The sequence below is a fragment of the Streptomyces sp. NPDC048270 genome (assembly GCF_040652335.1).
GTDB lineage: Bacteria > Actinomycetota > Actinomycetes > Streptomycetales > Streptomycetaceae > Streptomyces.
Genome location: NZ_JBEZLV010000036.1, coordinates 1 through 26,694 on the forward strand (window position 1 = coordinate 1; position 26,694 = coordinate 26,694).

The 26,694-nt window shown below is 69.8% G+C and carries 25 protein-coding genes and 1 pseudogene; 19 read left to right on the forward strand and 7 right to left on the reverse strand.

The window, feature by feature from the left end; all coding sequences use genetic code 11:
• Positions 1-727 precede the first annotated feature (727 nt).
• Positions 728-1,072 (forward strand): hypothetical protein, encoded by a 345-nt coding sequence (locus tag AB0D66_RS26545; RefSeq protein WP_362308432.1) that lies wholly within the window; start codon positions 728-730, stop codon positions 1,070-1,072.
• A gap of 454 nt (positions 1,073-1,526) precedes the next feature.
• Here AB0D66_RS26545 and AB0D66_RS26550 read toward each other — a convergent pair whose 3' ends face one another.
• Positions 1,527-1,754 carry a hypothetical protein gene (locus AB0D66_RS26550; RefSeq protein ID WP_362308435.1) on the reverse strand — a complete coding sequence of 76 codons (228 nt, stop codon included), beginning with the start codon at positions 1,752-1,754 and terminating at the stop codon, positions 1,527-1,529.
• 663 nt (positions 1,755-2,417) lie between these two features.
• Here AB0D66_RS26550 and AB0D66_RS26555 point away from each other — a divergent pair.
• A complete protein-coding gene (locus tag AB0D66_RS26555; protein ID WP_037792689.1) occupies positions 2,418-2,579 on the forward strand; it encodes a hypothetical protein in 162 nt (53 codons plus the stop codon).
• A gap of 324 nt (positions 2,580-2,903) precedes the next feature.
• On the opposite strand, the gene AB0D66_RS26560 is transcribed toward AB0D66_RS26555, so the two are convergent.
• Positions 2,904-4,091 (reverse strand): right-handed parallel beta-helix repeat-containing protein, encoded by a 1,188-nt coding sequence (locus tag AB0D66_RS26560; protein WP_362308437.1) that lies wholly within the window; start codon positions 4,089-4,091, stop codon positions 2,904-2,906.
• Between the two features lie 274 nt (positions 4,092-4,365).
• Complete coding sequence (locus AB0D66_RS26565) at positions 4,366-5,178, reverse strand: DUF4253 domain-containing protein (RefSeq protein ID WP_362308440.1); 813 nt, start codon at positions 5,176-5,178, stop codon at positions 4,366-4,368.
• Between the two features lie 323 nt (positions 5,179-5,501).
• On the opposite strand from AB0D66_RS26565, the gene AB0D66_RS26570 reads away from it, so the two are divergent.
• The 7 genes from AB0D66_RS26570 (at position 5,502) to AB0D66_RS26600 (ending at position 14,289) form a co-directional block, all read left to right on the forward strand.
• A complete protein-coding gene (locus tag AB0D66_RS26570; RefSeq protein WP_362308442.1) occupies positions 5,502-8,276 on the forward strand; it encodes a BTAD domain-containing putative transcriptional regulator in 2,775 nt (924 codons plus the stop codon).
• A 421-nt stretch (positions 8,277-8,697) separates the two neighbouring features.
• Entirely contained in the window at positions 8,698-10,011 is a 1,314-nt protein-coding gene (locus AB0D66_RS26575; RefSeq protein WP_362308445.1) for a trypsin-like serine protease, read from the forward strand.
• Positions 10,012-10,121: 110 nt separating this feature from the next.
• The gene (locus AB0D66_RS26580) at positions 10,122-10,538 is read left to right on the forward strand and encodes a hypothetical protein (RefSeq protein ID WP_362308448.1); all 417 of its coding nucleotides are present in this window, start codon (positions 10,122-10,124) and stop codon (positions 10,536-10,538) included.
• 172 nt (positions 10,539-10,710) lie between these two features.
• Positions 10,711-10,959 (forward strand): hypothetical protein, encoded by a 249-nt coding sequence (locus AB0D66_RS26585; protein ID WP_362308451.1) that lies wholly within the window; start codon positions 10,711-10,713, stop codon positions 10,957-10,959.
• 242 nt (positions 10,960-11,201) lie between these two features.
• The gene (locus tag AB0D66_RS26590; RefSeq protein ID WP_362308454.1) at positions 11,202-11,705 is read left to right on the forward strand and encodes an N-acetyltransferase; all 504 of its coding nucleotides are present in this window, start codon (positions 11,202-11,204) and stop codon (positions 11,703-11,705) included.
• A gap of 931 nt (positions 11,706-12,636) precedes the next feature.
• Positions 12,637-13,506: an AraC family transcriptional regulator gene (locus AB0D66_RS26595; protein WP_362308457.1), complete on the forward strand. Its 870-nt coding sequence runs from the start codon at positions 12,637-12,639 to the stop codon at positions 13,504-13,506.
• A 348-nt stretch (positions 13,507-13,854) separates the two neighbouring features.
• A complete protein-coding gene (locus AB0D66_RS26600) occupies positions 13,855-14,289 on the forward strand; it encodes a hypothetical protein (protein WP_362308460.1) in 435 nt (144 codons plus the stop codon).
• Positions 14,290-14,390: 101 nt separating this feature from the next.
• On the opposite strand, the gene glpK is transcribed toward AB0D66_RS26600, so the two are convergent.
• Together glpK and AB0D66_RS26610 are read right to left on the reverse strand one after the other, a co-directional pair.
• Positions 14,391-15,908 (reverse strand): glycerol kinase GlpK, encoded by a 1,518-nt coding sequence (gene glpK, locus AB0D66_RS26605; RefSeq protein ID WP_362308463.1) that lies wholly within the window; start codon positions 15,906-15,908, stop codon positions 14,391-14,393.
• A 104-nt stretch (positions 15,909-16,012) separates the two neighbouring features.
• A complete protein-coding gene (locus AB0D66_RS26610) occupies positions 16,013-16,861 on the reverse strand; it encodes an MIP/aquaporin family protein (RefSeq protein WP_362308466.1) in 849 nt (282 codons plus the stop codon).
• Positions 16,862-17,113: 252 nt separating this feature from the next.
• Here AB0D66_RS26610 and dhaK point away from each other — a divergent pair, with 252 nt between their 5' ends.
• From dhaK to AB0D66_RS26640, 6 genes and pseudogenes are all read left to right on the forward strand, one after another.
• The gene (gene dhaK / locus AB0D66_RS26615; RefSeq protein ID WP_362308469.1) at positions 17,114-18,118 is read left to right on the forward strand and encodes a dihydroxyacetone kinase subunit DhaK; all 1,005 of its coding nucleotides are present in this window, start codon (positions 17,114-17,116) and stop codon (positions 18,116-18,118) included.
• Between the two features lie 335 nt (positions 18,119-18,453).
• Entirely contained in the window at positions 18,454-19,254 is an 801-nt protein-coding gene (locus AB0D66_RS26620) for an MEDS domain-containing protein (protein WP_362308472.1), read from the forward strand.
• Positions 19,251-20,222 (forward strand): sensor histidine kinase, encoded by a 972-nt coding sequence (locus tag AB0D66_RS26625; RefSeq protein ID WP_362308474.1) that lies wholly within the window; start codon positions 19,251-19,253, stop codon positions 20,220-20,222. Before AB0D66_RS26620 ends, AB0D66_RS26625 begins: the two co-directional genes overlap by 4 nt.
• A 177-nt stretch (positions 20,223-20,399) precedes the next feature.
• The gene (locus AB0D66_RS26630; RefSeq protein WP_362308620.1) at positions 20,400-20,618 is read left to right on the forward strand and encodes a GlsB/YeaQ/YmgE family stress response membrane protein; all 219 of its coding nucleotides are present in this window, start codon (positions 20,400-20,402) and stop codon (positions 20,616-20,618) included.
• A 220-nt stretch (positions 20,619-20,838) separates the two neighbouring features.
• Positions 20,839-22,155 carry a protein kinase gene (locus AB0D66_RS26635; protein WP_362308477.1) on the forward strand — a complete coding sequence of 439 codons (1,317 nt, stop codon included), beginning with the start codon at positions 20,839-20,841 and terminating at the stop codon, positions 22,153-22,155.
• Positions 22,156-22,387: 232 nt separating this feature from the next.
• Positions 22,388-22,694: pseudogene (locus tag AB0D66_RS26640) on the forward strand (DUF721 domain-containing protein); the annotation flags it as partial.
• 115 nt (positions 22,695-22,809) lie between these two features.
• Here the strand turns inward: AB0D66_RS26640 and AB0D66_RS26645 are convergent.
• On the reverse strand, positions 22,810-23,469 hold the full coding sequence (locus tag AB0D66_RS26645; protein WP_362308479.1) for an HSP18 transcriptional regulator: 660 nt from the start codon (positions 23,467-23,469) through the stop codon (positions 22,810-22,812).
• Positions 23,470-23,598: 129 nt separating this feature from the next.
• Here AB0D66_RS26645 and AB0D66_RS26650 point away from each other — a divergent pair, with 129 nt between their 5' ends.
• The 4 genes from AB0D66_RS26650 to AB0D66_RS26665 all read left to right on the forward strand — a co-directional run bounded on the left by AB0D66_RS26650 (position 23,599) and on the right by AB0D66_RS26665 (position 26,164).
• Positions 23,599-24,033: an Hsp20/alpha crystallin family protein gene (locus tag AB0D66_RS26650; protein WP_362308482.1), complete on the forward strand. Its 435-nt coding sequence runs from the start codon at positions 23,599-23,601 to the stop codon at positions 24,031-24,033.
• 110 nt (positions 24,034-24,143) lie between these two features.
• Positions 24,144-24,539 carry a DUF2267 domain-containing protein gene (locus AB0D66_RS26655; RefSeq protein ID WP_362308485.1) on the forward strand — a complete coding sequence of 132 codons (396 nt, stop codon included), beginning with the start codon at positions 24,144-24,146 and terminating at the stop codon, positions 24,537-24,539.
• Between the two features lie 73 nt (positions 24,540-24,612).
• Positions 24,613-25,065, forward strand: a complete 453-nt coding sequence (locus AB0D66_RS26660) for a DUF2267 domain-containing protein (protein WP_362308488.1) — start codon at positions 24,613-24,615, stop codon at positions 25,063-25,065.
• A gap of 178 nt (positions 25,066-25,243) precedes the next feature.
• Complete coding sequence (locus AB0D66_RS26665; protein ID WP_362308491.1) at positions 25,244-26,164, forward strand: SigB/SigF/SigG family RNA polymerase sigma factor; 921 nt, start codon at positions 25,244-25,246, stop codon at positions 26,162-26,164.
• A 237-nt stretch (positions 26,165-26,401) separates the two neighbouring features.
• On the opposite strand, the gene AB0D66_RS26670 is transcribed toward AB0D66_RS26665, so the two are convergent.
• Positions 26,402-26,575: a CsbD family protein gene (locus tag AB0D66_RS26670; protein WP_362308494.1), complete on the reverse strand. Its 174-nt coding sequence runs from the start codon at positions 26,573-26,575 to the stop codon at positions 26,402-26,404.
• Positions 26,576-26,694 lie beyond the last annotated feature (119 nt).

Below are 26,694 nucleotides of genomic sequence, written 5' to 3' on the forward strand. Positions count from 1 at the left end.
GCACCCACTCCGCATTCGTCAGATCACCCCGCCCCATGCCGGACCTAACGACCGGACAAGCAGACAGTCACAAGATCCGCCGGACAGGACCTAGCCCTTCGGGCTTCGCCCGCTCTGCAGGCACCCACCTGTCCAAGGCTTGCAACGCGCCCTTGTGCACCTGCGCACCCGTCTGCACATCACGCTGCTCGCAATGACGGGCGTGTGATGAGCCGGTCGTCCTAGTGGTGGCGCGCCTGCCGCAAACCGCCTTATGCCACGAGTTCCCTCGCGGTTCCGGCCGGCTGGGACGGGGAGATCGACCCTCAGCAGCCCGGCGACTGCGCCAGCGCAGACCTGATGCCCCTGACCGGCGCTGTCACCGTCCCTGAAGACCTGCCCAACTCAGCCCGTGTGCTGCGTGTCTTCGGATCCTGAGATCGGCCGAGTCCGTGCAGAAGGAAGCTCGGTTGCCGTGGGCGGGTCGGGTGCCGCCCGCCTCGTGCCCTGCAGGCTGCGCACCACTCGGGACCGATGTCGGCCGACGCCGGGGGCTCCCGCATCTGCGCCCGGCGCGCTGCGCAGCGCACCAGGCCGACTCCGGCCTGGGGGTGTGCGCGTGCGCCGGACTGTGCTTCCGACCGGACGTAATGTCATAGGGGCAATGGGGGTTCGGGGGAGAGCGATGAACACACCGGGCGAGGGATCCGATTTACTCGACGTCTATTTGGAGTAGGCCCGCGAGCGGTTGGGGCCGGATGCCTGCGAGGCCGTCATCCGCGCCGCGGACGCCACCTGCGTCCTGCTGGCCGGCGACCAGCAGGCGATACTGGCCGGCCCCGAGGGTGCCGCTTTCGGCCCGCACCTACAATGGGAGTACCTGAGCCTACGGGCCGTCCTCATCACCGGCCGCACCAACCACCAGGTCGTTCCCCTGCCCACATCCGACGGCACGCCCGGCCGGGCAGTCGTCGAAGGCCACATCCACCGCGACCCGGACACCCGGCAGGACCTGCGCACTCGCATCGTCGCCCACGCCCACAACAACGCCGGGACCGCAGCAGCTCTGGAACACCTGAGGCGCCACAGCTGAGCTCTCCCCCGGACGGCTGGCCGGCCCCACGGCAAGCCGCGTCGGTGCTCCTTGTGCACGGGTGCGTGGTCGTCGGGTGTGGACCGTCCTTGCATCCGGTCTTCCGGTCTTCCCTGGCTTGCACCTCCAGCCACCACGCGCGCGAAAGGCCAAGACCCGGTGCCGGACCCAGAACGCCGGCCACCACCACAGAGACGATCAGGCAACGCCCTGGTCACCCCTGCCTGCCGCCCCTTTTGCCGCTCTGCCTCCGGGTGCCCCGAGCGCCGGAGGCAGCGGCTCAGACGGGCATCCAGCGGGTCGTCCTCGTCCGCGGGCTCGATACCCAGAATCTGCCCGCACGGCCGCTGCTGCACCCCGGTGAGCCGTACCACCTCTGCTGGACGGGTGGAGAGGGCGATGAAGGTGAGGCAAGTCCGTGGGCGGTCCGCGAGGTCCTGCTGTGCGGACGTGCCTACTGGAAGGCGCTGTTGTTCTTGTGCCCGTCGGCGCGGGTGTTGGCGTTCCTGACTTCGCTGGTGGTCGGGTCGCTGTTGATGTTCGTGGTCAGCGCCGAGATGTGGTCGAGGACGTTGAGGTTGTTGTCGCTGCCATCGGTGATGTCCGCATGTGCGGGAACGGCGGCGAGGATGGCCGCGCCGATGGTGAGGACGGTGGTCGTGAGGATGTGTCGCTTCTTCATGGGCTGATCAACGGGTGCCGTGGTCGAAGGTCACCTAGGCCAGCCGATCCGTCCACCCTAATGCCGCGCCTCAGCACCGGATAACGGGCGGGTAGGACAGTCGGAGTTCGGCGGTGCGCTTCTCCTCCGCGATCCGCTGCCGGTCCCGGATGAGCGCGCCCTCGAGGGCCCTGGGGATACGGGCTCGTAAGGCCTTGCCGGAGAAGTTCCGGAAGGTCTCCAGGCGTTCGCCACACGGTTCGCGTCGGGCCCCGCGCCCTCACGGGCCACCGCAGCCGACATCGCCCCTGAGGAGAGGTCCTATCTGGCGGGCTTGAAGCAGATCGCGGACCCCGAGTGCGACGAGGCCGTGACCGAGGCCACCGCGGACGGCATGCCCCGACCCTGGCAGTGGCGCGCAAGCGCGCGGCGGCCGTAGACGCCCTCCACGCGCGGGTGACGCCGCAGTCCGCCGTTCCCCTGCCCTGTCCGTGGATGCCACCCGCAGTCTCCTGGCCCGCCGCGGAGGCCCGCCCCTTGACATTGCCTGACCCCATCACCAGGCCAGCCTCTTGGCAGGATGTGGCTTGTACTGCTGCCCGCCTGCGCGAATAAGAAACCCGTAAATATCGCGCGCATGATCGAGAAGGGTCGGGGCAACCGCTGTTTCGGAGGTTGATAACTATGGTTCCCCTGCTTCTCGTTCTTCTGCTCGCTCTGATCCTTTTCGGCGCCGGCTTCGCGGTGAAGATCCTTTGGTGGGTCGCGATCGCGGTGCTGGTGCTGTGGCTGATCGGGTTCGTCGCCCGCCCGAAGGGCGGCAGCGGACGCTGGTACCGCTGGTAGCGGCACGCGAAAAGTGACACGACACAGGCGCTGCGGCGCTGGACAGCCCGTGGGGGCAGTCCAGCGCCGCAGACGTGTGCGGAGTCAGCCCGACGCGATGAGCTGACGCACATGAGGTGAAGGCGCACGCCGGGGGTATGCGGGACACAACCGGGTCGGCCGTCGTGATGCAGCAGGGGACCTGCTCACCTCCAAGGATCGACGGCCGTCCCGGCCCGATGACCAGGTCGACTCCTGCCCGTACCGGCCCACGATTGCCGACGGCGGCGGAGCTCTCCGCCGGCGGTTGAGCCGCCCCTGGGGACCGGCCCAGACGGTCGGGTCTCACTTCATCGCCGCGCCGATGGCTTCGGTCCCGGTGGTGAGGAAGGTGGTCGCCGGAAGGGATCCGTCGGCCTTGCGCGGGCCGTACGCCGTCGTCGCGTCGATGCTGCGCAGGAAGGAGCGCCCGTCCGGGGAGGGGCCGCCCTCGCCCTTGGCGTCCCAGCTGTTCGCGGCGCTCACGGCGCGGTGCCCCAGCTTGGCCGTGCCCCCGGTGTTCTGCGCGGCGAGGTTCCGGGACAGGCGCGAGGGCGAGGAGACGAAGAAGAACCCGTCCGCGTGGTTGGCGTACGCCGTGTTGCGGTGCAGGATCAGGGCCCCCGGGTTGCTGTTCTCGGTGAAGCCGTGGAGCCGGTTGTTCCAGGCGGCGTTGCCGGTGACGACGTGCGCGGCGCTCGCGCCGCCCCCGCCCAGCTTGAAGCCGTTGCCGTTGCCTTCGAAGGCGGGGTCGTTCCAGCGGTTCTCCCCGTTGCCGTACGCCCAGCTGCCTTCGATCCGTACCGGGCTGGCCCACTCCCACAGGTCGACGCCGTCGTCGGCGTTGTTCCACAGCCGGGCGCCGACGACCTTGTTGTTCGTGCCCGACCCGAACTTGATGGCCAGGCCGTCCGCGTTCTGACCGTGGGTCCTGGGGTCGTAGTTGTCGTAGGAGTCCAGGTTCTGGATGAGGTTGTCGTTGGTGCCGTCACCGCGCAGGGTGAATCCTGAGTCGCCGTTGCCGTGGGTCCTCAGGTTCCTGAAGACCCCGCCGACGGAGGAGGTCAGTACCACCCCGTGCGAGGGTGAGTTCCGGAACGTCAGGTTCGACACCGTCCAGTAGTCGCCGCCTATCGCCGCCAGCCACTCTCCCGCGGGGAGCTTGGAGCCGTCGACCGTCGCCTTCTCCGTGCCGTGGGAGGTGACGGTGATCCGCCGCGTCGGGGTCCCGTCGGCCTGGCTCTTGAGCGTGCGCGTGGGGAGGTACGTGCCTCCGCGCAGCTGGATCGTGGTCCCGGGGCCCGCCTCGGCGAAGGCCCGTTCCAGGGCTGCGGTCGTGGAGACGACCACCGGCCGCGCGCTCCCGGCCGCGGCGGCCTCTGCCCCACCGGGCGCGACGGCGAGGTACGCCCCGCCGGCACCGGCCGTCAGGGCGAGAACTGCCGCGACCGGGAGGGGACGCGTCCTGCGGTGGCGTCCTGCACTGGTAGTCATCGTGAGGGATCCTCTGCACGTGTCGGAAAGGTCGGCGCCCCTCAAAGGGGCCGCTTGCCCGTGCAGTTGCCGCTGGGGACCGAAAGGTTGCCGTCCCGGCGGACTTCTTTGCGTCGCTTCCCCGTCCTGCAGGCAGTGGCTCGGGAGTGGCGGGAGTCGTGGACCGACGTGTCAGTCCCGGCCGCCGAGCTTGGAGCAGTGGCTCACCGACGGCTTCGGCGCGTCTGTCCGCCGCCCGGGGCCCTTGTCATCGTTTCCGAGGTGTGGGACGGGGTCAGTCCCACCAGAAGTCCCAGCAGTGGGCGCCGGTGATCTGCTCGGCGTACGCGGCCAGTGTGTACGGTCGGCTGCCCTGCCAGATGTTGTCCGGGCACAGGGCGAAGTGCTCGGCCGCGACCAGGAGGGCGTCCCGCTCACTCACCGGCGGCGCTGCGACGCTGAGGTGCAGCGTGTCGAACCCCGCTGCGACGACACGGGCACCGAAGCGATGCTCCCAGTCTCGGAGGACCGCACAGATCTTCGCGGTGTCGTTGTCGTGGTTGCAGGGCCCGGACCAGCCCACCACCGTCAAAGCCTCGGCACCCGACGCCGCGGCGATCAGCCCCATACGTGTCCGGGGGCGGTCGACGAGGAACGCCTGGACGAACTCGGAGGCGAGTTCATCCGCGTCGGCAACCGCTCCCGGGCCGGGTGCGAGGCCGGGCCAGGTCTGTCCGAAGGGGGCGGTGACGGCGCGGCGCCTTTTGATGTCGAGCATGTCGTCGTCTTCATCGTCGGCGGTGCAGGACGCCCACCAATGCGCGAGGACGTCGGCGGGGTCGTGGTCCGCCGGGGAGGACATCCGCTTTGGGAACATCTCCCTGGATGCCCAGGGGCGGAACTCGCCGTCGTTCGGATCCAGGGCGTCGAGCAGCAGCGGCCACAACCCTGAGCGGGTGTGCTCGGCGTGCGCCTGCGCCCACAGCTCGGCCGTGGCCGGCCCGTCGCTGAGCCACAAGCGCTGCGAGTCTGCGTCACCTTCGTCGGACATGGCCATCCGGCCTGGCGGGAGCAGGTTCTCGAGGCTCGATCGGGCTTCAGGGTGCATGGGGAGGATGCTAGTGCTGCGGTCTGGGGGCTTCGCTGGGAGGGTCCGACCACGCAGTTGACGCGTGCACCTGGTTCGAAGAACCGGCGTCCAGCCACCCGCCATGACGTGGGACGCGTCCTCGCGACCGGCCAGGCACGCCGCCGCCCCGCCCATCACAAGGTGTGAGCAGCTGACCTCAGGCGACTCACCGGCCAGGAGCCGCAGCAGTTCCGCCCCTGCGCTCCGAAGCCGCAGGAGCGGGCGCCCTTGCGAGGCTGGCAGGTACGCAAGGGCAGGAACCGTGCAGTTATCCTGAGTTCTTTGCTGGGAGGCATGGGCAGATGGAGTTCCGGTTGCTCGGAGCGGTGTCAGTCGTCACCGAGACCGGCGGACTGCCAGTTGGTCCCGTGAAACGTCGCAGCCTGCTGGCCGCCTTGCTGTTGCGCCCCAACTGTCCAGTGCCGGTCGACCAGCTCCTGGCTGCCTTGTGGGAAGAGGAACCGCCGGCGCGCGCCCGCGGTGTCATCCAGGGGCATGTGTCGCAGCTGCGGGCCTCGTTGACGGGTGCCGACGCCGAGGCACACGGCGTTGAGCTGGTCACCCGGGGCGGGGCGTATCTCCTTCGGACCCCGAAGGCCCTGTTGGACGTGCACCGCTTCGAGGATCTGGTGGCTCTGGCCCGTGAGCAGTGTGACCCTGCTCGGGCGGTGACGATGTATCGGGAAGCCTTGTCGCTGTGGCAGGGGCCCGCACTGGCGGACGTCTGCCCGAGCCCGTCGCTGCAGGCCGCCGCGCAGTCCTTGGAGGAGCTGCGGCTGGCCGCGGTGGAGCAGCTGGCGGCGGGTTATGCGCGGTTGGGCGAGCATGCCGAGGCCGTCACGGTCCTGCGCGCAGAGGCGGTTGCCCGTCCGCTGCGAGAATCGCTGTCGGCCGCGCTCATGCGGGCGCTGGGGAGGGCGGGCCGACGCTCGGAGGCACTCGACTGGTTCCATCGCACCCGGCGGTTGCTTGCCGACGAGCTGGGCGTGGACCCGGGCCAGGAACTGGCGGACGCCTACGCCTCGGCCTTGCGCGGCGCGGAAGGCGGCGTGGCGCAGACCGCCGCTGGAGACATGGCCAAGGCCGCGGTTGCGGTTCCTGGCCCGGGAACCCCGACGGACATTCGGCTCCCTGTCGCGGTACCGGATGCCGTCGTGCAGCCCGGTGCGCCCGATCTGCTACCGCGTGCGCCGCGCGGCTTTCATGGACGGGCGGCGGAGCTCCGTGGCCTGTCCCGGGCCGCCGTGGGCGAGGCGCCGGTCTGTCTGGTCATCGGACCCGCCGGGGTGGGGAAGACGGCTCTGGTGCTGCACTGGGCACATCAGATCCGTGCCGGTTTCCCCGACGGGCGGCTCTACGCCGACCTGCGAGGTTTCGGCGACACGGGCGAGCCGGCTCTCGTAGAGGTGTTGCGCGAGTTCCTGCTGGCGCTCGGTGTCGCCAGTCACCGGATTCCGGAGTCGGCCAACGGCGCGGCCGCGTTGTTCCGGTCGCTGGTTGCCGACCGGGAGCTACTGGTGGTGCTCGACAATGCGCGTGACTCGGAACAGGTCAGGCCGCTGCTGCCGGGCGGTCGACGCTGCGTCACTGTGGTCACCAGCCGGCACCGGCTGACGGGGCTGATCGTCACGGACACCGCCCGGCCCGTGGCCGTGGACGTGCTCGGGCCGCAGGACGGCACGATGCTCCTGGCAGGAGTACTCGGAACGGAACGGGTGCGCGCAGAGCCGGTGGCGGCGCGAGTGCTGGCGGAGCTGTGCGGCGGGCTGCCCCTCGCGCTACGAGTAGCCGCCGCCAGGATGGCGCAACGGCCCGGCTTGTCGCTGGAAGCGATGGCCGCCGAGCTGTCCGACGAGACGCGCCGGCTCAGCCTGCTGGATGTGGAGGACACCGGCGTGCGGGCGGCGCTGCACCTGACGCTGCAACAACTGCCGTCACACGTCTCCCGCCAGTTCGCCCATCTCGGCCAGCATCCCGGCACGCACGTCGACCGGTATGCGGCGGCGGCCCTGGCGGGCACGGATCCGGCAGCCGCCGAACTTTGCCTGGAGCAGCTGGCCGTCGCGCATCTCGTCACGGAGGCGGCGCCCGGCCACTGGACGCTGCACGATCTCGTGCGGCTCTACGCGCGGAGCCTGGATGCCGGGCCCAACGCGCTCAAGCGCGTGCTCGACCACTACATCGCCACGGCCCTCGCTGCCATGGCGGCGGCCGAGCCCGGCAACGAGGAGGACATCTCGCTGCCGGCGGACCATCTGCCACCCGCCGCCGTGCGGGAGTTCGCAGACCGGTCCGCCGCCGTGGCCTGGTACGCGGCCGAGAGGGACGACCTCACGCTGGCGGCCGCCGCGGCCCACACTGCCGGGCTGCACGCCCGGACCTGGCGGATCGTCCTCACACTGTGGCCGCTGATCGTGTGGCGTGTGCGGGACGGCTGGGTCCCGCTCTTGGAGACCGCGCTCGCCGCGGCGCGGGCCGACGCCGATCGGCACGGCGAGTCGCGGGTGCTGAACGTGCTCGGATGGGTGCTGATCGAGGAAGGCCGCATCGCAGAGGCGGTGACCCGCCTGGAGGCCGCCTCCGCACTCGCCTCCCGAACGGGCGATGTGGTCGCCGAGGCGAACGCGCTGATCGTCCTGGCCATGGCGCAAGCCGAGCTCGGGGACCCGACGGACGCTGCGCGGGGATGCGAACGGGCCGTGGAGCTGGCGCGCAAGGTGGGGAACCAAACCACCGAGAGACTGGCCATGCAGCACCTCGCCCGGCACCGGGTCGACGCAGGGGAGTGGCGTGCAGCCCTTGACGCGGCGACCGAGGCCCTGGCCTTCGGCGACAGGTCGGGCACGGCCGATGTGCCCCGGATCCTGCTCCTCATGGTGACGGGAGAGGCGCTGCTGGGTCTCGGGGACGCCGCCGAGGGCATCCGGCAGCTTGACCTGGCGGCCCGGGAGGCGGAGTTGTCCGGCTACGAGGACGGCGCGGTGCGGGCGCTCGGAGTACTCCTGCGCGTATCGGCGGATCCGAGCCTCCAGGCGCGGTACGACGCGGCGGTTGCGCGACTCACGACGAGGACCTGAGGGCAGCGGTCGTCATGGCTGCTGTGGTGGCGGGTATGTCAGGGCTGGGCATCGGCCGGGGATTCCAGAGGCCTTCCAGATGTGATCTTGTCCCTGTTCCCCTCGAAGGCCATGGCGGCGGTGGACGTCGCCCCCGGTCGCTGCTGCGCCCGCCGCGGTCCAGCTGGATCTACTGACCGCAGGTCCAGTCGGCAACGCCGGAGCGCGGCGGGCCGGTCTCTGTGCGTGAGCGGAACGTAAGCGAATCGTGAGCGCCGCATGGAAGTCTGCTGGTTCCGCGCTGGAACGCCAGTTTCGCACCGGTGTCTGGCAGCCATGCGCAATTGGTCGGCGGGGGATTGCGGGAGGTGATCGTAAATCGATTTCCGTCTGCTTTCCTGGGTCGATCCGTAGCGCAGTTCACATATCAGAGAGTGTAAACGTGAATTCGAAATCTTTCAGGCGGAATACCATCCTCGGGATATCGCTTGCCGTTTCCGGCTCCCTGCTCGTATTGCACAATCAGATCCGCCCTGGGGCGACCGAGTCCGAGCCGAATGTTTCCTTCGCTGCAGTAGCTGCCGACAGGGCGGCCATGGTTGCTCAAGCATCCATATCCGAGGCGACCACTGAGATATATCAAGCCGTGCAGAATGACCCGGGATCCGGGTATGCCGGCGTCGTCATGTCCACCGAGGAAAAGGGATACAAACTCAGCTGGAAAGGAGAGATTCCCCCGACAGTTGCCAGTTTGATCGAAGCCCATCGCGGAAAGGGAATCAACGTCTCCGTCGCAGCTTCCCGATACACATTCAAGGAGTTGGACGAACGGGCGCGAGCGATCGTCACGTCAGGCGTGCGGGTAGGAGGAGCAGCGGTCACGAGTGCGGGGGCCAGTAGCGATGGAAACTCGCTGAACATCGGGGTCGACCCTTCCACCCTGCCCTCCGGCGCGAATGTAAGCAACGACCGAGCGACCCTCGATACGATTCCCAGATCGGTTACCGGCGGGCTTCCCGTAAACCTACGGGAGGAGGGATCCGCAACCGACCTCAGCGGGCAACACGGCCGATATCGTGACCGTAGCCCATACTTTGGAGGATCCCTCATCCTTACCAGCGGCGGTGTTTGTACTTCCGGTTTCAGCGCCTTTTCCCCGCAAACCCGGCGCAAGTACCTGCTCACGGCTGAGCACTGCTTCAAGGGTGACGCAGCTGATGTCAAGAATGGGGAGCGTACACGCATCGGTGCGGTTATTGACCGTCAGAAGGATTACGACTCGGCCCTGATCGAGCTCCCCGATGACGGCAGCACCACGATGCCGTTTATTTTTAGGGGCTACAGGGTCCTGATGCGAAGTACGGTGGGCGAGGTATGGGGGCAGGGCCGCGCTGTGGTGGGCGAGAAGCTGTGTGTCAGCGGATCTCTTCTCGGGGAGGCGTGCGGTGGGAAAGTCACCCACGTTGCGCAATGGGTCAAGGGCCCCGACGGGGTAGTGCGCCATGTCGACAGGCTGGAGCAAGTGGCTGGCCGGTACCTCGGTGGTAAGGGAGACAGTGGCGGCCCCGTCTTCGCGAACACAGTCGGTGGGATTTCCGCCCGCGGCGTACTGTCGATGGGAACACACACCGAGGCGTGCAAGAACCCGCTTGGGGGAAAGCGGCAGTGTTCCGAGGTCGTCTGGGTCACGAACATCTACGAAGCCCTCTCCTCACATCATGGCAAGGCTGGTTCGTTGCGCGTAGAGAATTTTTAGTCCTCACCGTGTCCGCCGATCCTTCCCTCGCCGCAGATGCGCTACGAAATACGTGTCAAGCATCCAGCGGACTCGGAACGGATCAAGCCCCCCCCAGGAAGGATCTAGTCATGACCACTAGGGTCAAGAGAATCAAAGTCCTCGGTATCGCATCCGCAGTCTTGGCAGGGCTGGCCGTGAGCTCGGCACCGGCCCAAGCGCGCAATTGTGAGGCCCCTTCCGGCGGTCTGTACGACTGCGATTACGGGATAACGCTGAGGGGACTTGGTTCCACCGAGTACGAGGAGTTCGTGGTCGGTGCCGATAAAGCGGTCTGGACGCGCCATAGCGCAGAAGGCCACTGGGGTGGATGGACCTCCCTGGGCGGCGCCGCCACGAGTGAAGTTTTTGTTGAAGCCGATGGAAACAGCAATGAATACCGCACCACGCTCATCGTGCTCGGAACCGACGGCAAGCCTTGGGCGAAAGTCCGGCCAGGCATGGGCCAGGGCTGGACTGATTGGGCTCGGGCGCCGCGCCCCGAATGACGCGATTCATCCGACGACGCCGGAGGCCTGCCCAGAGGCCGGGGCGCGGCGAACGCACCACCGGCAGGTGAACGGCCGCTGCCCGAGTCCGCCCCGCAGCTCGTCGGGGTAGTTCCCACACCGCTCGGCAAGTTGAACCGGTACACGCTGCGCTGCTGTCGAGTTGACACGCATGGGCCGGAACGACCAGGCCCAGCCTGCCTCCTTGGTCGGGGTGACGGCCGCTCGAACCGCAGCAAGTCTGACCAGGATCCGGGCGCAGTGGCTGCCGCCGTCGGCGTACGCGTTGTGCCGGTTCGGCGCGGAGTGTACGGCGACGAAGCTGCGCTGGGGTCTGGTCGACGAGGCTGAGCAGGACCAGCTGTACGAGATCGCGGCCGGCTGCCGTGATAGCGAGGTGGAGTTCACGCCTGCCCCGTAGGCGGGGCGTCCGAGGGGCCGCCACCTCCTGAGGTGACGGCCCGTTGGTCTGCCTGGGGTGAGGGGGCAGGTTCTGTCCCTGCCGGCTTCGAAGCCGTTGCCATATCGATCATGGAGTCTGTCGATCGAACGGGCGTCTCGATCGGGTGATCGCGGGTACTACCCGGCATGTGAGCAGGGCCTGGCGGTGTACGGGGAAAACCCAGGGGAGCGGACGGCCGCGCGCTGCTACGGTCGGGCGTTATGAGCTGGCTCCCCGATAACTTCGTCCATCCCGTTCTGGTACCGCTGCCGGGCAGCGGTCATCACTTGCGGCCGATCCGGGAGGCGGACACCCCGCTCGACTATCCGGCTGTGATGGGTTCGCGCGAGCGGCTGTGGACCATATTCGGCCCAGCCTGGGGCTGGCCCGCGGCCACCATGACCTACGAGGCCGACCAGGCCGACCTGCTGCGACACGAGAAGGAGATCGCCGCACACCAGTCTTTCAACTACGCGCTGTTCGACGCGGCGGAGACAGCTCTGCTCGGCTGCGTCTACATCGACCCACCGACGAAGGCCGGCGCGGACGGCGAGATCTCCTGGTGGGTGGTGGACGAGCTGGTGGACAGCAAGGTCGAGCAGGCACTCGACGAGCTGGTGCCGCGGTGGATCGCCGCCGACTGGCCGTTCGAGCAGCCGCGCTTCCTCGGCCGAGAGATCTCCTGGTCGGACTGGCTCACCCTCCCGGAGCACCCCGACACGTAAGTAGCTCTTGTCGTAATGCTCTGGGGGCTTGATGCTCGAACTGCCGTCTCGATTGGGTGGACGTCGGGTGCTCGGCGCATGCGAGTAGGGCCTCCTGAACAGCTCGCTGGTGTCGAATCACCGAGCATCAGGAGGCCCTGATGTCGCAGTCTTGCGTGCCGATGGCCGTGCAGTCCGCCGCGGATACCCGGGAGTGTGACTGTCTGGCTCACCGGTTCGGACTGTCGGAGAATGCCGCGTCGCGAAAGGACACCATGCCGCTGCTGAACGCGGCATGGGTGAAGGACACACCGTCCCGCTGGAGAGCGCAACGGCGTCGAAGAACACCTGGCCGCCGAACACCCCGCCGCCCCGCCCGCCACCGTGGCTGAGGACATGCGTAAGGAGTGACGGGAGCGAGAGCAGTCCACGACGCCGAACACCTGGACCGCCCGCAGCCTCCGCACCCCGCCAGATCGCCGCGAAGCTACGGGATCTCCTCGTGTCCGCGCCGGCCAACGGGAGAGGCGGGCCCCTGGCGGGCATGCTCGCCGCCCTCGGCGAGGACGACCGCCAGGGGGCGTCCTCGCCTGGGAGCCGGCCGCCGCGGCCTCCGCCGGGGGGCCTCCCCGGCCCTCTACGCCCTGACGGCGGCGGCCCTGCTGTTCGGCGCCGCGCCCGCTCGGCGGGAGCAGGCGGAGGCGATCAGCAGCGGTGGGCCGTGTGCGCTGCGGGTCACCGTTGTCCGAGCGGCCCTCCCGACCACCCGAGACGCACACAAGCTTGGTGGGGGGTTTGTCCCGGCGGCGGGTGTCCGGGCAGGGCCCCTCCGCCGGGAAGCCGTCGTGGCTTGCGGGGAATCGGCCGACGACAGCCACCTGATCGGATCGGACCGCAGCGATCGGGTACGGCCGGGCTTCTTCCGGCAGGGTTGAGAGCGAAAGGAGGCCTCGTGATCTCGGTACTCAACCGGCTCGTCGTCCTCGTCGAGGAGCACCTCGCCGAGGAGCTCGACGTCAGCGGACTGGCCAGGGACCTCGGCACGACCGAATACCACCTGCGCCGGATGTTCTCGTCGCTGGCCGGCATGCCGCTGTCGGAGTACGTGCGCCGGCGCCGCATGACGGTCGCCGCTGCCGACGTCGTCCGCGGCGAGGACGATCTGCTGGGCATCGCCGTCCGGCACGGATACGGCTCGACCGAGGCGTTCGGACGCGCGTTCCGCGCGGTCCACGGCGCCGGCCCGCGTGACGTGCGCCGCGACGGAGGCCCTTTGCGCACACAACCACGGCTCAGGATCCGCCTGACCGTCGAAGGGAGCATCCCCATGGACACCCGCCTCGTCGACCGCCCCGCGTTCCGGCTGGTCGGACACGCCGCCCGGGTCCCGCTCATCCACCAGGGCGTCAACCCGCACATCCAGCAGCACATCACCGCACTTCCCCCGGAGGAGCACCTCCGGCTGAAGGCCCTCGCCGACACCGAGCCGGGGGGCCTGCTGCAAGTCTGCGACGACCTCGACCCCGACGGGGCGGAGGGCAGCGAACTGACCTACCTGCACGGGGTCGCCGTCGGCGGGGACACCTCGGCCCCCGACAACCTCGAGGCCATCGAGGTACCGGCCGGCCGGTGGGCGGTCTTCCGCACAGCCGGACCGCATCCGCAGGCCCTGCAGACGACCTGGGCCGCGACCGCGACCGAGTGGTTCCCCTCCAACCCCTGGCGGCTGCGGCCAGGTCCGTCGATCGTCGCGGTCCTGGAGCGCGCGGCGGACTTCAGCACCGCGACCTGCGAACTGTGGCTGCCCGTCGAACCGGCGTGACGGCCTGAGCTCACTGAATCGACCCGGACGGGCGCTGCGGTCCCCCAGAGCCTGCCTCGTTGACCGGTGAGTGCCTCGTGGTGGTGGGGTGGGGAGGGGGGAGGACGTGGGCAGGGGCCTGCCTCGGCGCCGAGGGGTCGAGGGAGGACGTGGGCAGGGGCCTGCCCCGGCGCCGAGGGGTCGACTTCGTCACCGGCCTGACCGACGCCGACCTCGCGGTAGAGGACTACACGGCCAATCGCGACGCCGATGTCCGCGTACTCGCAGCCGAGGGCATGGTCGGCGCTGCACGTGGCCGACGGCCGGGGCCCCGCCCCTCGTGTACGACCTCCGTGGTAGTCATCTCTCATGAGTCAGTTCCGCGATTTCAACCTCAAGCTGCTCGTCATCGAGGAGCTCATGTACGGCCCCGAGCCGCTCCTCCCGGTCTACGACCTGCCCGCCCGGCTGGCCGAACAGGGGATCGGCGACCCCGCGTCCCACGTCCTGGAGAACGGCCTCCACGCGGAGGTGCTGCCCGAGCCCCGGGCCCATTTCGAGGCCCTGGAGATTCCGGCCGAGCTGCTCGCCGGCGTCGAAGAACTGAGCTTCGACGCCGGGGCGGACGTCTTCCGGCACTGCGCCCCCGCCTGGGACGGCGAGGACGACCTGTTCGACGTTCGCTCGCTCGACGACCTCGCCCTGCTGCCCAACCTACGGGAGGTCACCTTCGTGGAGGACGGTGTCCTGGCCGTGCCGGACGCGGCGGAGATCTTCGCCGCGCGCGGCATCGACACAGACTGAGCACAGTCACTAGGCGGCGCTGAACGAGGCCGGGCGAGGACCCGCCCGCGTGCCCTTGCGAGAGGGCCACGGGATGTGCCGACCACGGCCACGGCTGCGCCCTATTCGACCTTGGCCCAGTCGAGGGTGCGTTCCACCGCCTTCTTCCAGCCCGCGTACCCTTCCGCGCGTCGCTCCTCGGGCCATTGGGGTTGCCAGCGCTTGGACTCCTGCCAGTGGGTGCGCAGTTCGTCGGTGTCCCGCCAGAATCCCGTGGCGAGCCCGGCGGCGTACGCGGCGCCGAGCGCGGTAGTCTCCGCCACGACGGGGCGGCTGACCGGCACACCGAGTACGTCCGCCTGGATCTGCATGCACAGGTCGTTGGCGGTCACGCCGCCGTCGACCTTCAGCACGTCGAGGTGCACGCCGGAGTCCTGCTCCATCGCCTCCACGACGTCGCGGCTCTGGTAGCAGATGGCCTCCAGCGCGGCCCGCGCCAGGTGCCCGTTGTCGTGGTAGCGGGCGAGGCCGACGATCGCACCGCGTGCGTCGGAGCGCCAGTACGGCGCGAACAGGCCGGAGAAGGCCGGGACGAAGTAGATGCCGCCGCTGTCCTCGACGGTGCCGGCCAGGCGTTCGCTCTCGGCGGCGTTACCGATGATCTTCAGTTGGTCGCGAAGCCACTGGATCGCGGAGCCGGTGACGGCGATGGAGCCCTCCAGCGCGTAGATCGCTGGGCTGCCCTCGAACTGGTAAGCCACGGTGGTGAGCAGGCCGTGCTGCGAGCGGACCAGCTCGGTGCCGGTGTTGAGCACCAGGAAGTTGCCGGTCCCGTAGGTGTTCTTGGCCTCGCCGGGGGAGTAGCAGACCTGCCCGACGGTGGCCGCCTGCTGGTCGCCGAGTACGCCGGTGATGGGGATGGCCTCGCGCAGCGGACGGGAGGTCCGGGTCCGGCCGAACGCCTCCGGGTGGGAGGACGGATAGATGGTCGGCAGCATCGACCGGGGCACGCCGAAGAAGCCGAGCAGCTCGTCGTCCCAGTCGAGGGTCTCGAGGTCCATCAGCATGGTGCGGCTGGCGTTGGTCACGTCGGTGGCGTGGATGCCGCCGTCGGGGCCGCCGGTCAGATTCCACAGGACCCAGCAGTCGGTGTTCCCGAAGAGGGCGTGGCCCTGTTCGGCCGCTGCGCGAACACCGTCGACGTTCTCCAGGATCCACTGGATCTTGCCACCGGAGAAATAGGTGGCCGGCGGTAGTCCTGCCTTGCGGCGGATGACGTCGCCGCGGCCCGAGCGCTCCAGCGCGGCCGCGATGGAGTCGGTGCGCGTGTCCTGCCAGACGATGGCGTTGTAATAGGGGCGGCCGGTACGGGGATCCCAGACGACGGTCGTCTCGCGCTGGTTGGTGATGCCGATGGCAGCGAGGTCGGAGGCGGACAGATTCCCGTGCCGGAGCGCATTTTGCATCACCGAGTTGGTGCGCTCCCATATCTCGACCGGGTCGTGTTCGACCCATCCTGAGCGGGGGAGGACCTGCTCGTGCTCCAGCTGGTGTTTGGCCACCTCGTTGCCTGCGTGGTCGAAGATCATGAAACGGGTGCTGGTGGTCCCCTGGTCCACCGCGCCGACGAAGTCAGCCATGGGATGCCGCCTCTCTTGGGGCTTCTCCTGCGACGGGACGGGACGGGACGGGACGGGACGGGTCGGGGCGGGTCGGGACCGCAGAGCCCGCCCCGAAGTCCCGGTCAGCTCTCGTCCGGGGCCGGGACCCGCCCGGGGGGCTCCGGCTCGGCGGTGGGCAGGAACCTGCCGATGAAGAACTTGTAGAGACCGGCACCCAGGAGGCCGCCGATCAGCGGCCCGACGATCGGCACCCAGAAGTAGAGGTGCCCGTACTGATCTCGCCACGCTCCCCCGTAGCCGGTGAAGAAGCTCGCCAGCCGGGGGCCGAAGTCGCGTGCCGGGTTGATCGCGTAGCCCGCGTTCGTGCCCCAGGCCATGCCGATCGCGACCACGATCAGGCCGACGATGAACGGTGCCAGGTTGGCGCCGGGGGGTGTGTTGAGCAGGTCGGTGACCGCCAGGATCAGCAGAAGCAGGATCGCGGTGCCGATGATCTGGTCGCGCAGGGCTCCCCATTCCGTGACCGGGAGGTTCGTGTTGCCGTTGGCGGGGAGGGTGGAGAAGACGCCCTGTGTCTTGATCGTGTGGCCGGGGTCGGCTTTGGCCAGTGCCTCCGTGTAGTTCCACCGGACGATCAGTGCCGCCACGAACGCCCCGGCGGTCTGGGCGATCGCGTACGGGGCCACCTTGCTCCAGGGAAACCCCTTGAATGTCGCCAAGGCGACGGTCACCGCGGGGTTGAGGTGGGCCCCGCTCAGTCTCGCCGCGACGTACACGCCGAGCGTGACGGCAAGACCCCATGCCCAGGCGATGCTGTCGTGATTGCCGAGGCCCCCTGCGGGATCCGTGAGAGCGCCGCCGGCGACGACCTGGGCCACGACTCCGCAACCGAAGAGGATGAGGATCATGGTGCCGGCGAATTCAGCGGACAGTTCGCCGATCAGCCCCGACCTTTTGAGCCGTTCCGTCATGGGTGCCCGCTTCCCGCCGACCCTCAAGATCGGCCGTCGAAAGCCCCGAGTCCTCCGGCAGCAGTTTAATCCCGGCCGTTCAGCCGGGCGAGCGCGCGCCATCGCGCGCCACCGGACGATCACTGTCGCGGGAATCCGGGCTCTGGCAGCACACTGGGAGAGGGCGGGCGCCGCGGCACTCGCCCGCGACCCGCGCCCGCGCGAGCGAAGCGGGCGCACGGCGGCAGGCTCGGCCCACCTGGGAGGTACCCGATGAGGATGCTGATCAACAGTGCGGACACCGTGGTCGCCGACGCCTTGCGGGGCATGGCGGCCGCTCATCCCGAGCTCGACGTGGACGTGGAGCGGCGGGTCGTCGTACGGCGGGACGTGCGGGGCGGCGGGCGGGTCGGACTGGTGTCCGGGGGCGGCTCCGGGCACGAGCCGCTGCACGCCGGGTTCGTGGGGTACGGGATGCTGTCCGCCGCGTGCCCCGGGGAGGTGTTCACCTCGCCGGTGCCCGACCAGATGCTGCGGGCGGCCGCGGCCGTGGACGCGGGCCAGGGGGTGCTGTTCGTCGTCAAGAACTACACCGGCGACGTGCTGAACTTCGAGATGGCCGCCGAGCTCGCCGAGGAGGACGGGCTGCGGGTGCAGAGCGTGCTCGTCAACGACGACGTCGCCGTGACCGACAGCCTGTACACGGCCGGGCGGCGCGGCACCGGGGCCACGCTCTTCGTGGAGAAGATCGCCGGGGCGGCGGCCGAGGACGGCGCGCCGCTGGAGCAGGTCGCGGCGATCGCCCGGCAGGTCAACGAGTGCTCGCGCAGCTTCGGCGTGGCGCTGAGCGCCTGCACCACGCCCGCCAAGGGCAGCCCCACCTTCGACCTGCCCGACGGTGAGCTCGAACTGGGCATCGGGATCCACGGGGAGCCGGGCCGCGAGCGGCGGCCGATGATGTCCGCCCGGGAGATCGCCGAGGTCGCGGTGGACGCCGTACTGCGGGACCTGGCGGAGGCGGGTCCGGCCGACGGGCCGGTGCTGGCGCTGGTCAACGGCATGGGGGCGACGCCGCTGCTGGAGCTGTACGGGTTCCACGCCGAGGTGGCGCGGATGCTGGACGCCCGCGGGGTACCGGTGGCCCGCACGCTCGTCGGGAACTACGTCACCTCGCTGGACATGGCCGGCTGCTCGGTGACCCTGTGCCGGGCCGACGAGGACCTGCTGCGCCTGTGGGACGCCCCCGTACAGACGGCCGCGCTGCGCTGGGGCCGCTGACCGTAAGGTGACGGCGAGGTCCGCGGGCGGAGAGCGTGCGTCCGGGCCATCGGCGTCACGCAGGGAGCGTCCCCGACGCCCCCACTCGGTGCGCTCGGCCGCGGCAAGATCCGCGCCCCGTCCGCCGCCAGCGAGCTCCGCAGCACGACAGCCGATGGGATCGCTGAGCCCGGCACGACCGTCGGCCAGGTTGGTGTGCTCTCCCGCGGGCAGAGGCGAAGTGCGTCTGCTGCGGCGCCCGTGCCGTGATGAAGGCTCTTCCCTGTCCGCCGGGCAGTAACATTTTGTGTCCGTGATGTGGTGGGAAGGGGACCGGGGTGAGAGCGGCGCGACAGTTGGCGACGTTCGATGAGGTCGAGCTCGGTGATCACGTCTGCTGGCACCTGGGGCCGACCGCCCTGGCCGTGCCCGAGGGAGCGCGGGCCTACCTCGCCGATGGTGTCCTGTACGGGGACAAGGTCGTGATCGTGGACACGATCGGTTCGACATCCGGTGTGCTCCCCCTCGACGACTCCTTTCTGCCCTCGACAGCGGTGGTCCTCGACTGTTCGCAGCCGAGGGACTCCGGCACGGTCCTGGCCGCGGTGCGCCGCGAGGCGCGGACCGCGGCGCGCGAAGGTTTCCGGGCGGTACGCGTTCTCACCGAGCGGGTGCATCGGACGTCACTCGAGGCGGCCGAGGAACTGCTCACACAAGAGCTCGGGCTGGACGAGTTCGCGGCCGAGAGCGGCGCCATGGTGGTGTGCGCGTTCAGGCCGCTCCAGTGGGACCCGGCTACGCTGGACAACGTGGTGAGTGTGCATCCGCATGAGATGGGCACACGTGCAGCGCGTCCGTCCTTCCGGATGTATTGCACGGGTACTGACATGTGGAGTGTGGACGGCGTGATCGACTCTCAGTGTGCCCCGGCGTTCAGCGCCGCCGCCCAAGCGGCGATACGCAAGACGCCGACGGTGACGCTGCGGTTCGACCGGCTCGAGATGATCGACGCCGCGGGCATGCAAGCGCTCGTCGACGCCGCCCGTCACCTGCCGGGCAGCCGTGTCCTCGTGGAGGGCGCCAACGAGACCGTGCGCCTGTGCTGGCAATTGGCCGGTTACAGCGGTGCCGATCTGCCGGTGGTGATGGCCGTATGAGCGCGAACGCGTCCGCGCCCGCGACGCCGCCCGACCGGCAGAGTGCCGGGTTCCGGCACGAGATGTTTCCCTATCGAGGCGAGGAGCAGTTCCTCACCGGGACACTGGGCTTCATCCGTGAAGCCCTGGAAGCCGATGAGGCGGTGGTCGTCGCCGTCCCCGCGGAGAAGACGTCACTCCTGCAGCACGAACTGGGAGGCGAGGGGGCCGTCACCTTCGTGGACATGACGACCGCCGGCAGTAACCCAGGACGTCACATTGCCGCGTGGGCGACCTGGATGGGGGAGCACGGCGAGGGAGGCAGGCGCGTCAGGGGAGTCGGTGAGACAGCCTGGCACACCGTGCGCAGCGCCGCGCACCTCTCGGAGCTGCGCAACCACGAGTGGCTGTTGAACCGGGCCTTCGCCGACAGCCCGGCCTGGTCGATGCTGTGCCCCTACGACGCCACCGACGAGGACCAGGGCGCTTTGGAGTCGTTGTCACGCTGCCATCCTTTGATCCGCCAGGAGGGCTACACCTCCTCGCGCAACGACGGCTACCTCAGCGGCGAGCTGTACCCCTTCGAAGCCCTACCCGGCCCGTGCGACGGGTACCAGGAGGTCAGCTACACCACTGGTGACCTGGCCGTGGTCCGCTCCAAGGTCGCCCAGTGCGCCACGGATGCCGGCGTTCCGCGGGAAGCGTTGTCGAAGCTGGCCGTCGCCGTCACCGAGATCGCCACCAACAGCATCCGCCACGGCGGGGGTGGCGGCACCCTGCGCACCTGGACTCAGGAGTCGGTGTTCATCTGTGAATTCCGGGACACCGGCTACATGGCGGACGTGATGCTGGGCCGCATCCGCCCGACCGCGGAACAGATCGGCGGCCGCGGCCTCTGGCTCGCCCACCAGCTCTGCGACCTGGTCGAAATCCGCTCCAGCCACGACCAGGGCACCACTGTCCGCCTCCACACCGACATCCCGCAGTAAAACGTCACGCCCCAGCCGGCGTCCCGTTACGACACCCGTACGCCTCCGTCGGCGGCAGGCTTGGTTGCCGTCGAGGGGAGGTCTGCGGTCGGCGGACGACGGTGGCCGCTGACGAGGGCGCACGCCAACGGAGGCTGGTTGATCGGCTTGCTCGCGGGCTTCATCGCGAAGGCGCTGATGCCGGGCAGGGACCCGGGCGGGGTCATCATCACGATGCTGATCGGCATCGCGGGGGATCTCCTCGGCGGCTGGCTCGGCAAGGTCACCTTCGGCGTCGATTCCATCGACGGCTTCTTCGACGTCTCCACCTGGATCGCCGCGATCTTCGGCTCCGTCACCCTCCTCGTGATCTACCGACTGGTCACCGGCAACAAACGCGATCACCGCCACGCCTGAGCGACCGGTCCCACCTGCCGGACGCCAACGGCTCCCCCCCCTTTGGAGGGCGGAGGCGTTTCGCTGCCGGGATCCAAGCAAGCCCTCCGCCCGAGTCCCAAGGTGAACTGCCGGCCGGCGCTTTGCCCCGCGTACCGGGTAGGGGCTCCCGGAGCCCGGTGCGTAGCGCGACGTGCGTGGGGTATGCGCGCGCCACCAGCCCGGGAGTAGAGGAGGACCCATGTCGGCCCGGTCCGCCCCAGATTACGGAGTACCGCCTGAATGCGACACCGTTGTGGGCGGCCGCTACCGGCTTCAGGCCCCCATAGGTTCGGGCGGTACGGCGGACGTGTTCCGCGGCGTCGACGAGGTGCTGGGCCGTGAGGTGGCCGTCAAGGTGTTCCGCGCAGGCGCGGACACGGTCACGGCCGACCGCTTCTGCGACGAGGCGCGCACACTGGCCCGTCTTTCCCATCCCGCCCTGGTCACCGTCTATGACGCGGGACGACACGGCCAGGGCGCTTTCATGGTCACGGAGTTGATCCACGGCGTCACCTTGCGCACCCGAATGGACGCGGGCCCCCTGGGCCCCGTCCAGGCCGTGCGGATCGGCGCCGACATCTCCTCAGCCCTCGACCACGTGCACGCCCACGGCGTCATCCATCACGACGTGAAACCCTCCAACATCCTCCTCGGTGAGCAGGGCTCGCCCCACCTGGCCGACTTCGGGCTCTCACGGACCGTCCACGAGCACTCCCACAGCGCGCCCGACACCCTCGTCGGCACCCTCGCCTACATGGCCCCGGAACAGTTCCTGGGCGAAGGCGCGAGTACGGCCAGCGACATCTACGCCCTGGGCGTGACCCTCCTGGAGGCTCTCACCGGCCGGCGCGAATACCAGGGAACTCCGATGGAGATCGGAACCGCCCACCTCCTGCGCCGGCCCCGTATACCCGAAGGACTACCCAAGGACCTCGCCCGCCTGCTTGCAACAATGACCGACCAGGACCCTGCGTCCCGCCCCGACGCCGCTGCCGTCCACCGGCGCCTGCAGGACATGGCGAATGCACCGCGACCCCGCACCCCGGCCAGCGCCGCACTCGACCGCACCACGCGCTCCCTGTCCCTGCCCCCTGCCGCTCGGGCCGCCCGAACGCCCGAGCCGTCACGGACCGGGGCTGCCCGACAGCGCCGTCCGCTCAGGTGGGGCCTTGCGGCGGCGAGCGTCGCGGGCACCTGCGCGCTGGTGATGGGCGGCATCCCAGCAGGCAAGAACCCATCCGTCACCGCTCCCACACATGAGCAGCCATCGGCATCGAAGAACACCGAGGTGGCAGCTCCGGCAGGGCCATCGGCAGTGCCCGCGCCGTCGCTCCCCGCCGCCTCGGTGCCTGCCTCGCAGCCGCCGGCTTCAGGACCCTCCACTCCCCAAGTCCTCCAGGCGCCCGCCTCTTCCTCCGCGCGACCGGTCGCAGAACGCCCGCCGAAGGTTCCCAGGCAGGCGAAGACGAAGGAGACCCCCGGGACGGCCAAGGGAAAGAAGGACAGGGAGCGGTGATCGACGCCATCCCAGCAGCGGCCGCCAAGCCACTCTGCACCGTGCAGGACGGGAGGCGGTCCTGCGAGTGGCTCAGTTCGCGACGGCGCTGTCTTGAGGCTGGGTAAGTCGGGGCCGGTGGGGCCTAGTTGTGTGTTGCGGCTGGGACCGTGCCATTCCAGGCACAGGAGGGTGGCGTCGTCGGCGAGGCGTCCGTCGTGGTGGTCGCGTACGGCCCGCATGAGGTCCGCCGGACGGCTTCCGCCGCGCGATCGAGGCACACCGCCAGGCCGCGCCCCGTCCCGGGTGGATCCGGCCATCGCGCAGGCGGTGGAGCGACAGACCGCCGTGATGCGGGAGTTGTCTCGCCGGGCGTTCCCCGAGACCGGCGACGTTGTCCCGGCCGATGCGTCGGCCCCGATCGAGCAGGCCCGCGTTGAGCGGCGCCGCCAGGCCGCCGTGGCCGGGCCGCCGCGCTGCGCCGGGTCGGCGCCGAACGAGCCGGGGCAACCGTCGCCGGAGCACCTCGCAGTCGGCAGACGGCTGGGGAGGTGGCATGAATCGACGTTCTGATGCCGCGGCCGCCACTACCGTGAACAGCGAATTCCTGAAGGTCGGCCGACCTCGCGCTGCGCGTCCCTCACCGCCTGGGAGCGGTCCCGGGGCGGGTGCTGCTCAGGTGCTGCGCTGGCCGTGAGCGGTCTGGCGGAGTTGTTCGGTGTGCCGGGTCAGAGTGTCGATGCGTTCGGCGAGCTCGGCGTCCTCGGGCCCCAAATGGGCCCGGGCGCCGGTCAGGGGGCGTACGAGGCGGGCGGCATCGTCGTGTCCGAGGGCCAGGTGCAGGGCGCCGACCGCGTCGGCGGGCAGGTCGGTGAGGGCGGTGATCTGTGCGGCCAGGCGCCGGAGGTCGGCTGCGTTGTCGCGGGCCCAGGCGTTCACGGTGCGGTCGGCGGCGCGTGTGTCGCGGGTGGCCTGCACACGTTCTTCGCCGGTGGAGCCTGGGGTGCCGGGGCGCAGGCGGAGGTAGCGGCGTTCGGCGGCCTGGCGGCTGGCGACTCCGAGGGGGCCGGCGAGCTCGGCCCAGCTCGCACCCGCGCCGCGGGCGGTTTCGATCAGCCCGCTCTCCCAGCCGGCGAGTTCTTCGCGGACCTCGCGCAGCATCAGCAGTGCGGCCAGGGCCGGGTGCGGGCCGGAGCCGGACCCGGGCGGCGCAGTCGTCTTCGGCGTTCCCCCAGGGGATCGCTGTGCGTCCTTTACGGACTGGTTGATGGCCTCCAGGGCCGCCGCGGCGGCAAGGAAGGGAACGGGTGTGGCCGACGGGGCGGGTTCGCTCATGGGGCCCTCCGCTGTCTCGTCATCCTACTGATGACTCCTTGCTTGTCATCGTTTCGATGACATGTTACAACGGAAGCACGTTGAAGCGCATTGGCAGTTTCTGCCTGAACCAACTGGAGGTGTTTCGCGATGTTGATGCGCACTGACCCGTTCCGCGAGATGGACCGGATCGTCCAGCAGCTGTCGGGTACGTCGGGCACGTGGTCGAAGCCGTCGGTCATGCCGATGGACGCCTACCGCGAGGGCGACGAGTACGTGATCGCCTTCGACCTTCCCGGCGTGCGCCCGGAGGCGATCGACATCGACGTCGAGCGGAACATGCTGAAGGTCAAGGCCGAGCGCCGGCCCACGGAGCGGCCCGAGGCTGTGCAGATGGACCTCTCCGAGCGGCCCCTCGGTGTCTTCTCCCGCCAGGTCATGCTGGCCGACACCCTCGACACCGAGCGCATCCAGGCCGACTACGACGCGGGTGTCCTGACCCTGCGCATCCCGATCGCCGAGCGCGCCAAGCCCCGCAAGATCAGCATCGGCAGCGCCGACGGCCGCACGCAGATCTCCGGCTGAGTCCTCCAGCATCAGCCGGCCACGGAGGGCGGGGGAGAGCCGCATCCCCCCGGCGGGCGCCCCGCCCTCCTCACCTCCTTTCCCTCCTTGCCTGCTCCGGAGGTGACGCGATGTCGATGCGCAGGGAGTCGTTCCTGGCCCACGTCCAGGAACGCGGAGAGTACGAAACCCCGCAAGAGGCCGAGCGCGTTGCCCGCGTCGTCCTGGCCCTGCTGGGCGCACACCTGGTCGGCAGCGTGCGGGCGCAGCTCGCCGCGCGGCTTCCCGAGACGTATGCCCTGATCCTCCTCAATCCGCTCCAGGCCGCGGAGCCGCTCTCGCCGGAGCGGTTCGTCCGTGCGACCGCGGCCTGGATCGAGGGCGCCACCGAGACGACCGCGCTGTGGGACATCGGTGCCGTGCTCTCCACCGTGGCGGCCGCCGCGGGCGACGTCCTCACCCGCGAGGTCCTGCTCCAGCTCCCGCACGGCTACGACCTCCTCTTCGGCCACCCCCAGCCCACCTGACCGTCGACCCGCCTGCCCCCAGACCTCCACCGCCCGGAGGCCGGATCCTTCGCAGAGAAAGGCAACCGCAGCCATGTACGACCAGCCTCGACCGAACCGGGCCACCCCCGCCATGACGTTCGACCAGATGCTGGAACGCGTGCGCTACGAAGGCGCCTACCCCACCCGCGAACGTGCCGAGGAAGCCGTCCGTACGGTCTTGGCCGCCCTCGGCCGCCGGCTCACCGGCGACGAGCGCGTCGACCTCGCCCAGTGCCTGCCCGTCGAGGCCGCCCTTACCCTGACCTCCCAGATCCCCGACACCGAACACCTCACCGGCTGGGGCTTCGTCAAAGACCTCGCGGAACGCACCGGCGCCACCCCGGCCACCGCCCGCTGGGACACCGGCGCGGTATTCGCCGCCGTCACCCACCTCGCCGGCCCCGACCTCCTCGCCCGCATCCTGCACCAGCTCCCGGGCGGCTACGCCCTCCTCTTCGGCCAGGCAGAACTGCGCCAGCCCCAGCTGCGGGCCGCAGCCGCCTGAGGGCACAGCCCCCTGACGCACCCGCGCGGCCGGGCCGCCGTACGGCCCGGCCACCGCTTGAAGCACTCGGGCCCGTGATGCTGAGATCGGACCCAGGACTAGAGGTCCGTCTGATTGGGATTCCGCTTGTGTGGGCACACGCCCGCGCAAGCCATTCGTGCAGGGGAGGAAAGCTTTCATGTCTCACGTCGCCACAGCCGCCAATCCCGCCCGGGAGACCGCCCCGGACGCCTTCACCCGCGCCGAACCCGCAGCCGCCACCGGGCAGCCCGCGGGGCCCCTGCCGCAGATCGACAACGCCCGCGAGGTGGCGCCCGCGGACGCGCGGGAGCTGTCGCGTCTGTTCCTGGCTCGGCTGAGGGAACTGGAAGAGGGGACGCGCGAGTACCAGTACGCGCGCAACACCCTGATCGAGATGAACATCTCCCTCGTCCGCTTCGCCGCCCGCCGGTTCACCGCCCGCATCAACGCCGGCATCGAGCTCGACGACGTCATCCAGGTCGGCACGATCGGCCTGATCAAGGCCATCGACCGTTTCGACCCCGAGCGTGAGGTCGAGTTCTCCACCCTCGCCCTGCCGTACATCACCGGTGAGATCAAGCGGTACTTCCGCGACACCACCTGGGCCGTGCACGTCCCCCGCCGCCTGCAGGAACTCCGCGTCGAACTCGCCAAAGCGCAGGAGACGCTCACCGAGGTTCTCGGGCGCGCACCGAGCGTCAAGGAGCTGGCCGAGCACCTCGAACTCTCCGAAGAGGACGTCATCGAGGGACTGGTGGCCGCCAACGGCTACAGCAGCGCCTCCATCGACTCGGCCGCCGGCGCCACGGAGCGTACGGCCGCGAGCAGTGAGGGCCGGTCCCTGAGCGACTCGGTCGGTGACGTCGACCCGGCCATGGTCCTCTTCGAGGACTTGCACACCCTCGCACCCCTCCTGCGCGCACTCGGCGAGCGCGAGCGCAAAATTCTCCGGATGCGCTTCGCCCAGGAGATGACCCAGGCCGAGATCGGTGCCGAGCTCGGCATCTCACAGATGCAGGTGTCCCGCCTGCTCACCCGCATCCTGGCCCGCCTGCGCAGCGGCATGCTCACCGCCTAGACAGGCCGTGCCCCGCGGACGCACGGCCGGCTCGGCGGCGACGTCCACGGCGTCCCATCGACGCCAAGCGCTTGGGATCTTCCTTGGGGACGTGCGGCAGGGGCCCCATGCCGCCGCGATCACCTAGGTCAGGCGGCGGGCACGGGCCGGACGGCACGCGGGGTGCGGTCAAGTAGGCGGAGGGGACACACGGCAGGGCCGGGACCATCCTGCGGTCCCGGCCCTGAGGCATGACGATCAGTGCTTGAAGACGTCCTTGACCTTCTCCTTGGCCTGGCGGGCGTCGCCCGTGGCCTGCTCCGTGCGGCCCTCGGCGGTCAGCCGCTCGTTTCCCGTCAGGCGGCCGGCGGTCTCCTTGAGCCTGCCCTTGGCCTCCTCGCCCTTCGCCTCGGCCTTCTGCTCACCAGACACAGCTGATCACTCCCTCTTCGGTGTAAACGCCTTACGCAATCCCGTCTGGCCGCTGGGAGCTCTCGCAAACGGGGTGGGCTCACAGGGCCCGGCTCACGAGGGCCGCGGTACGGTCCGGC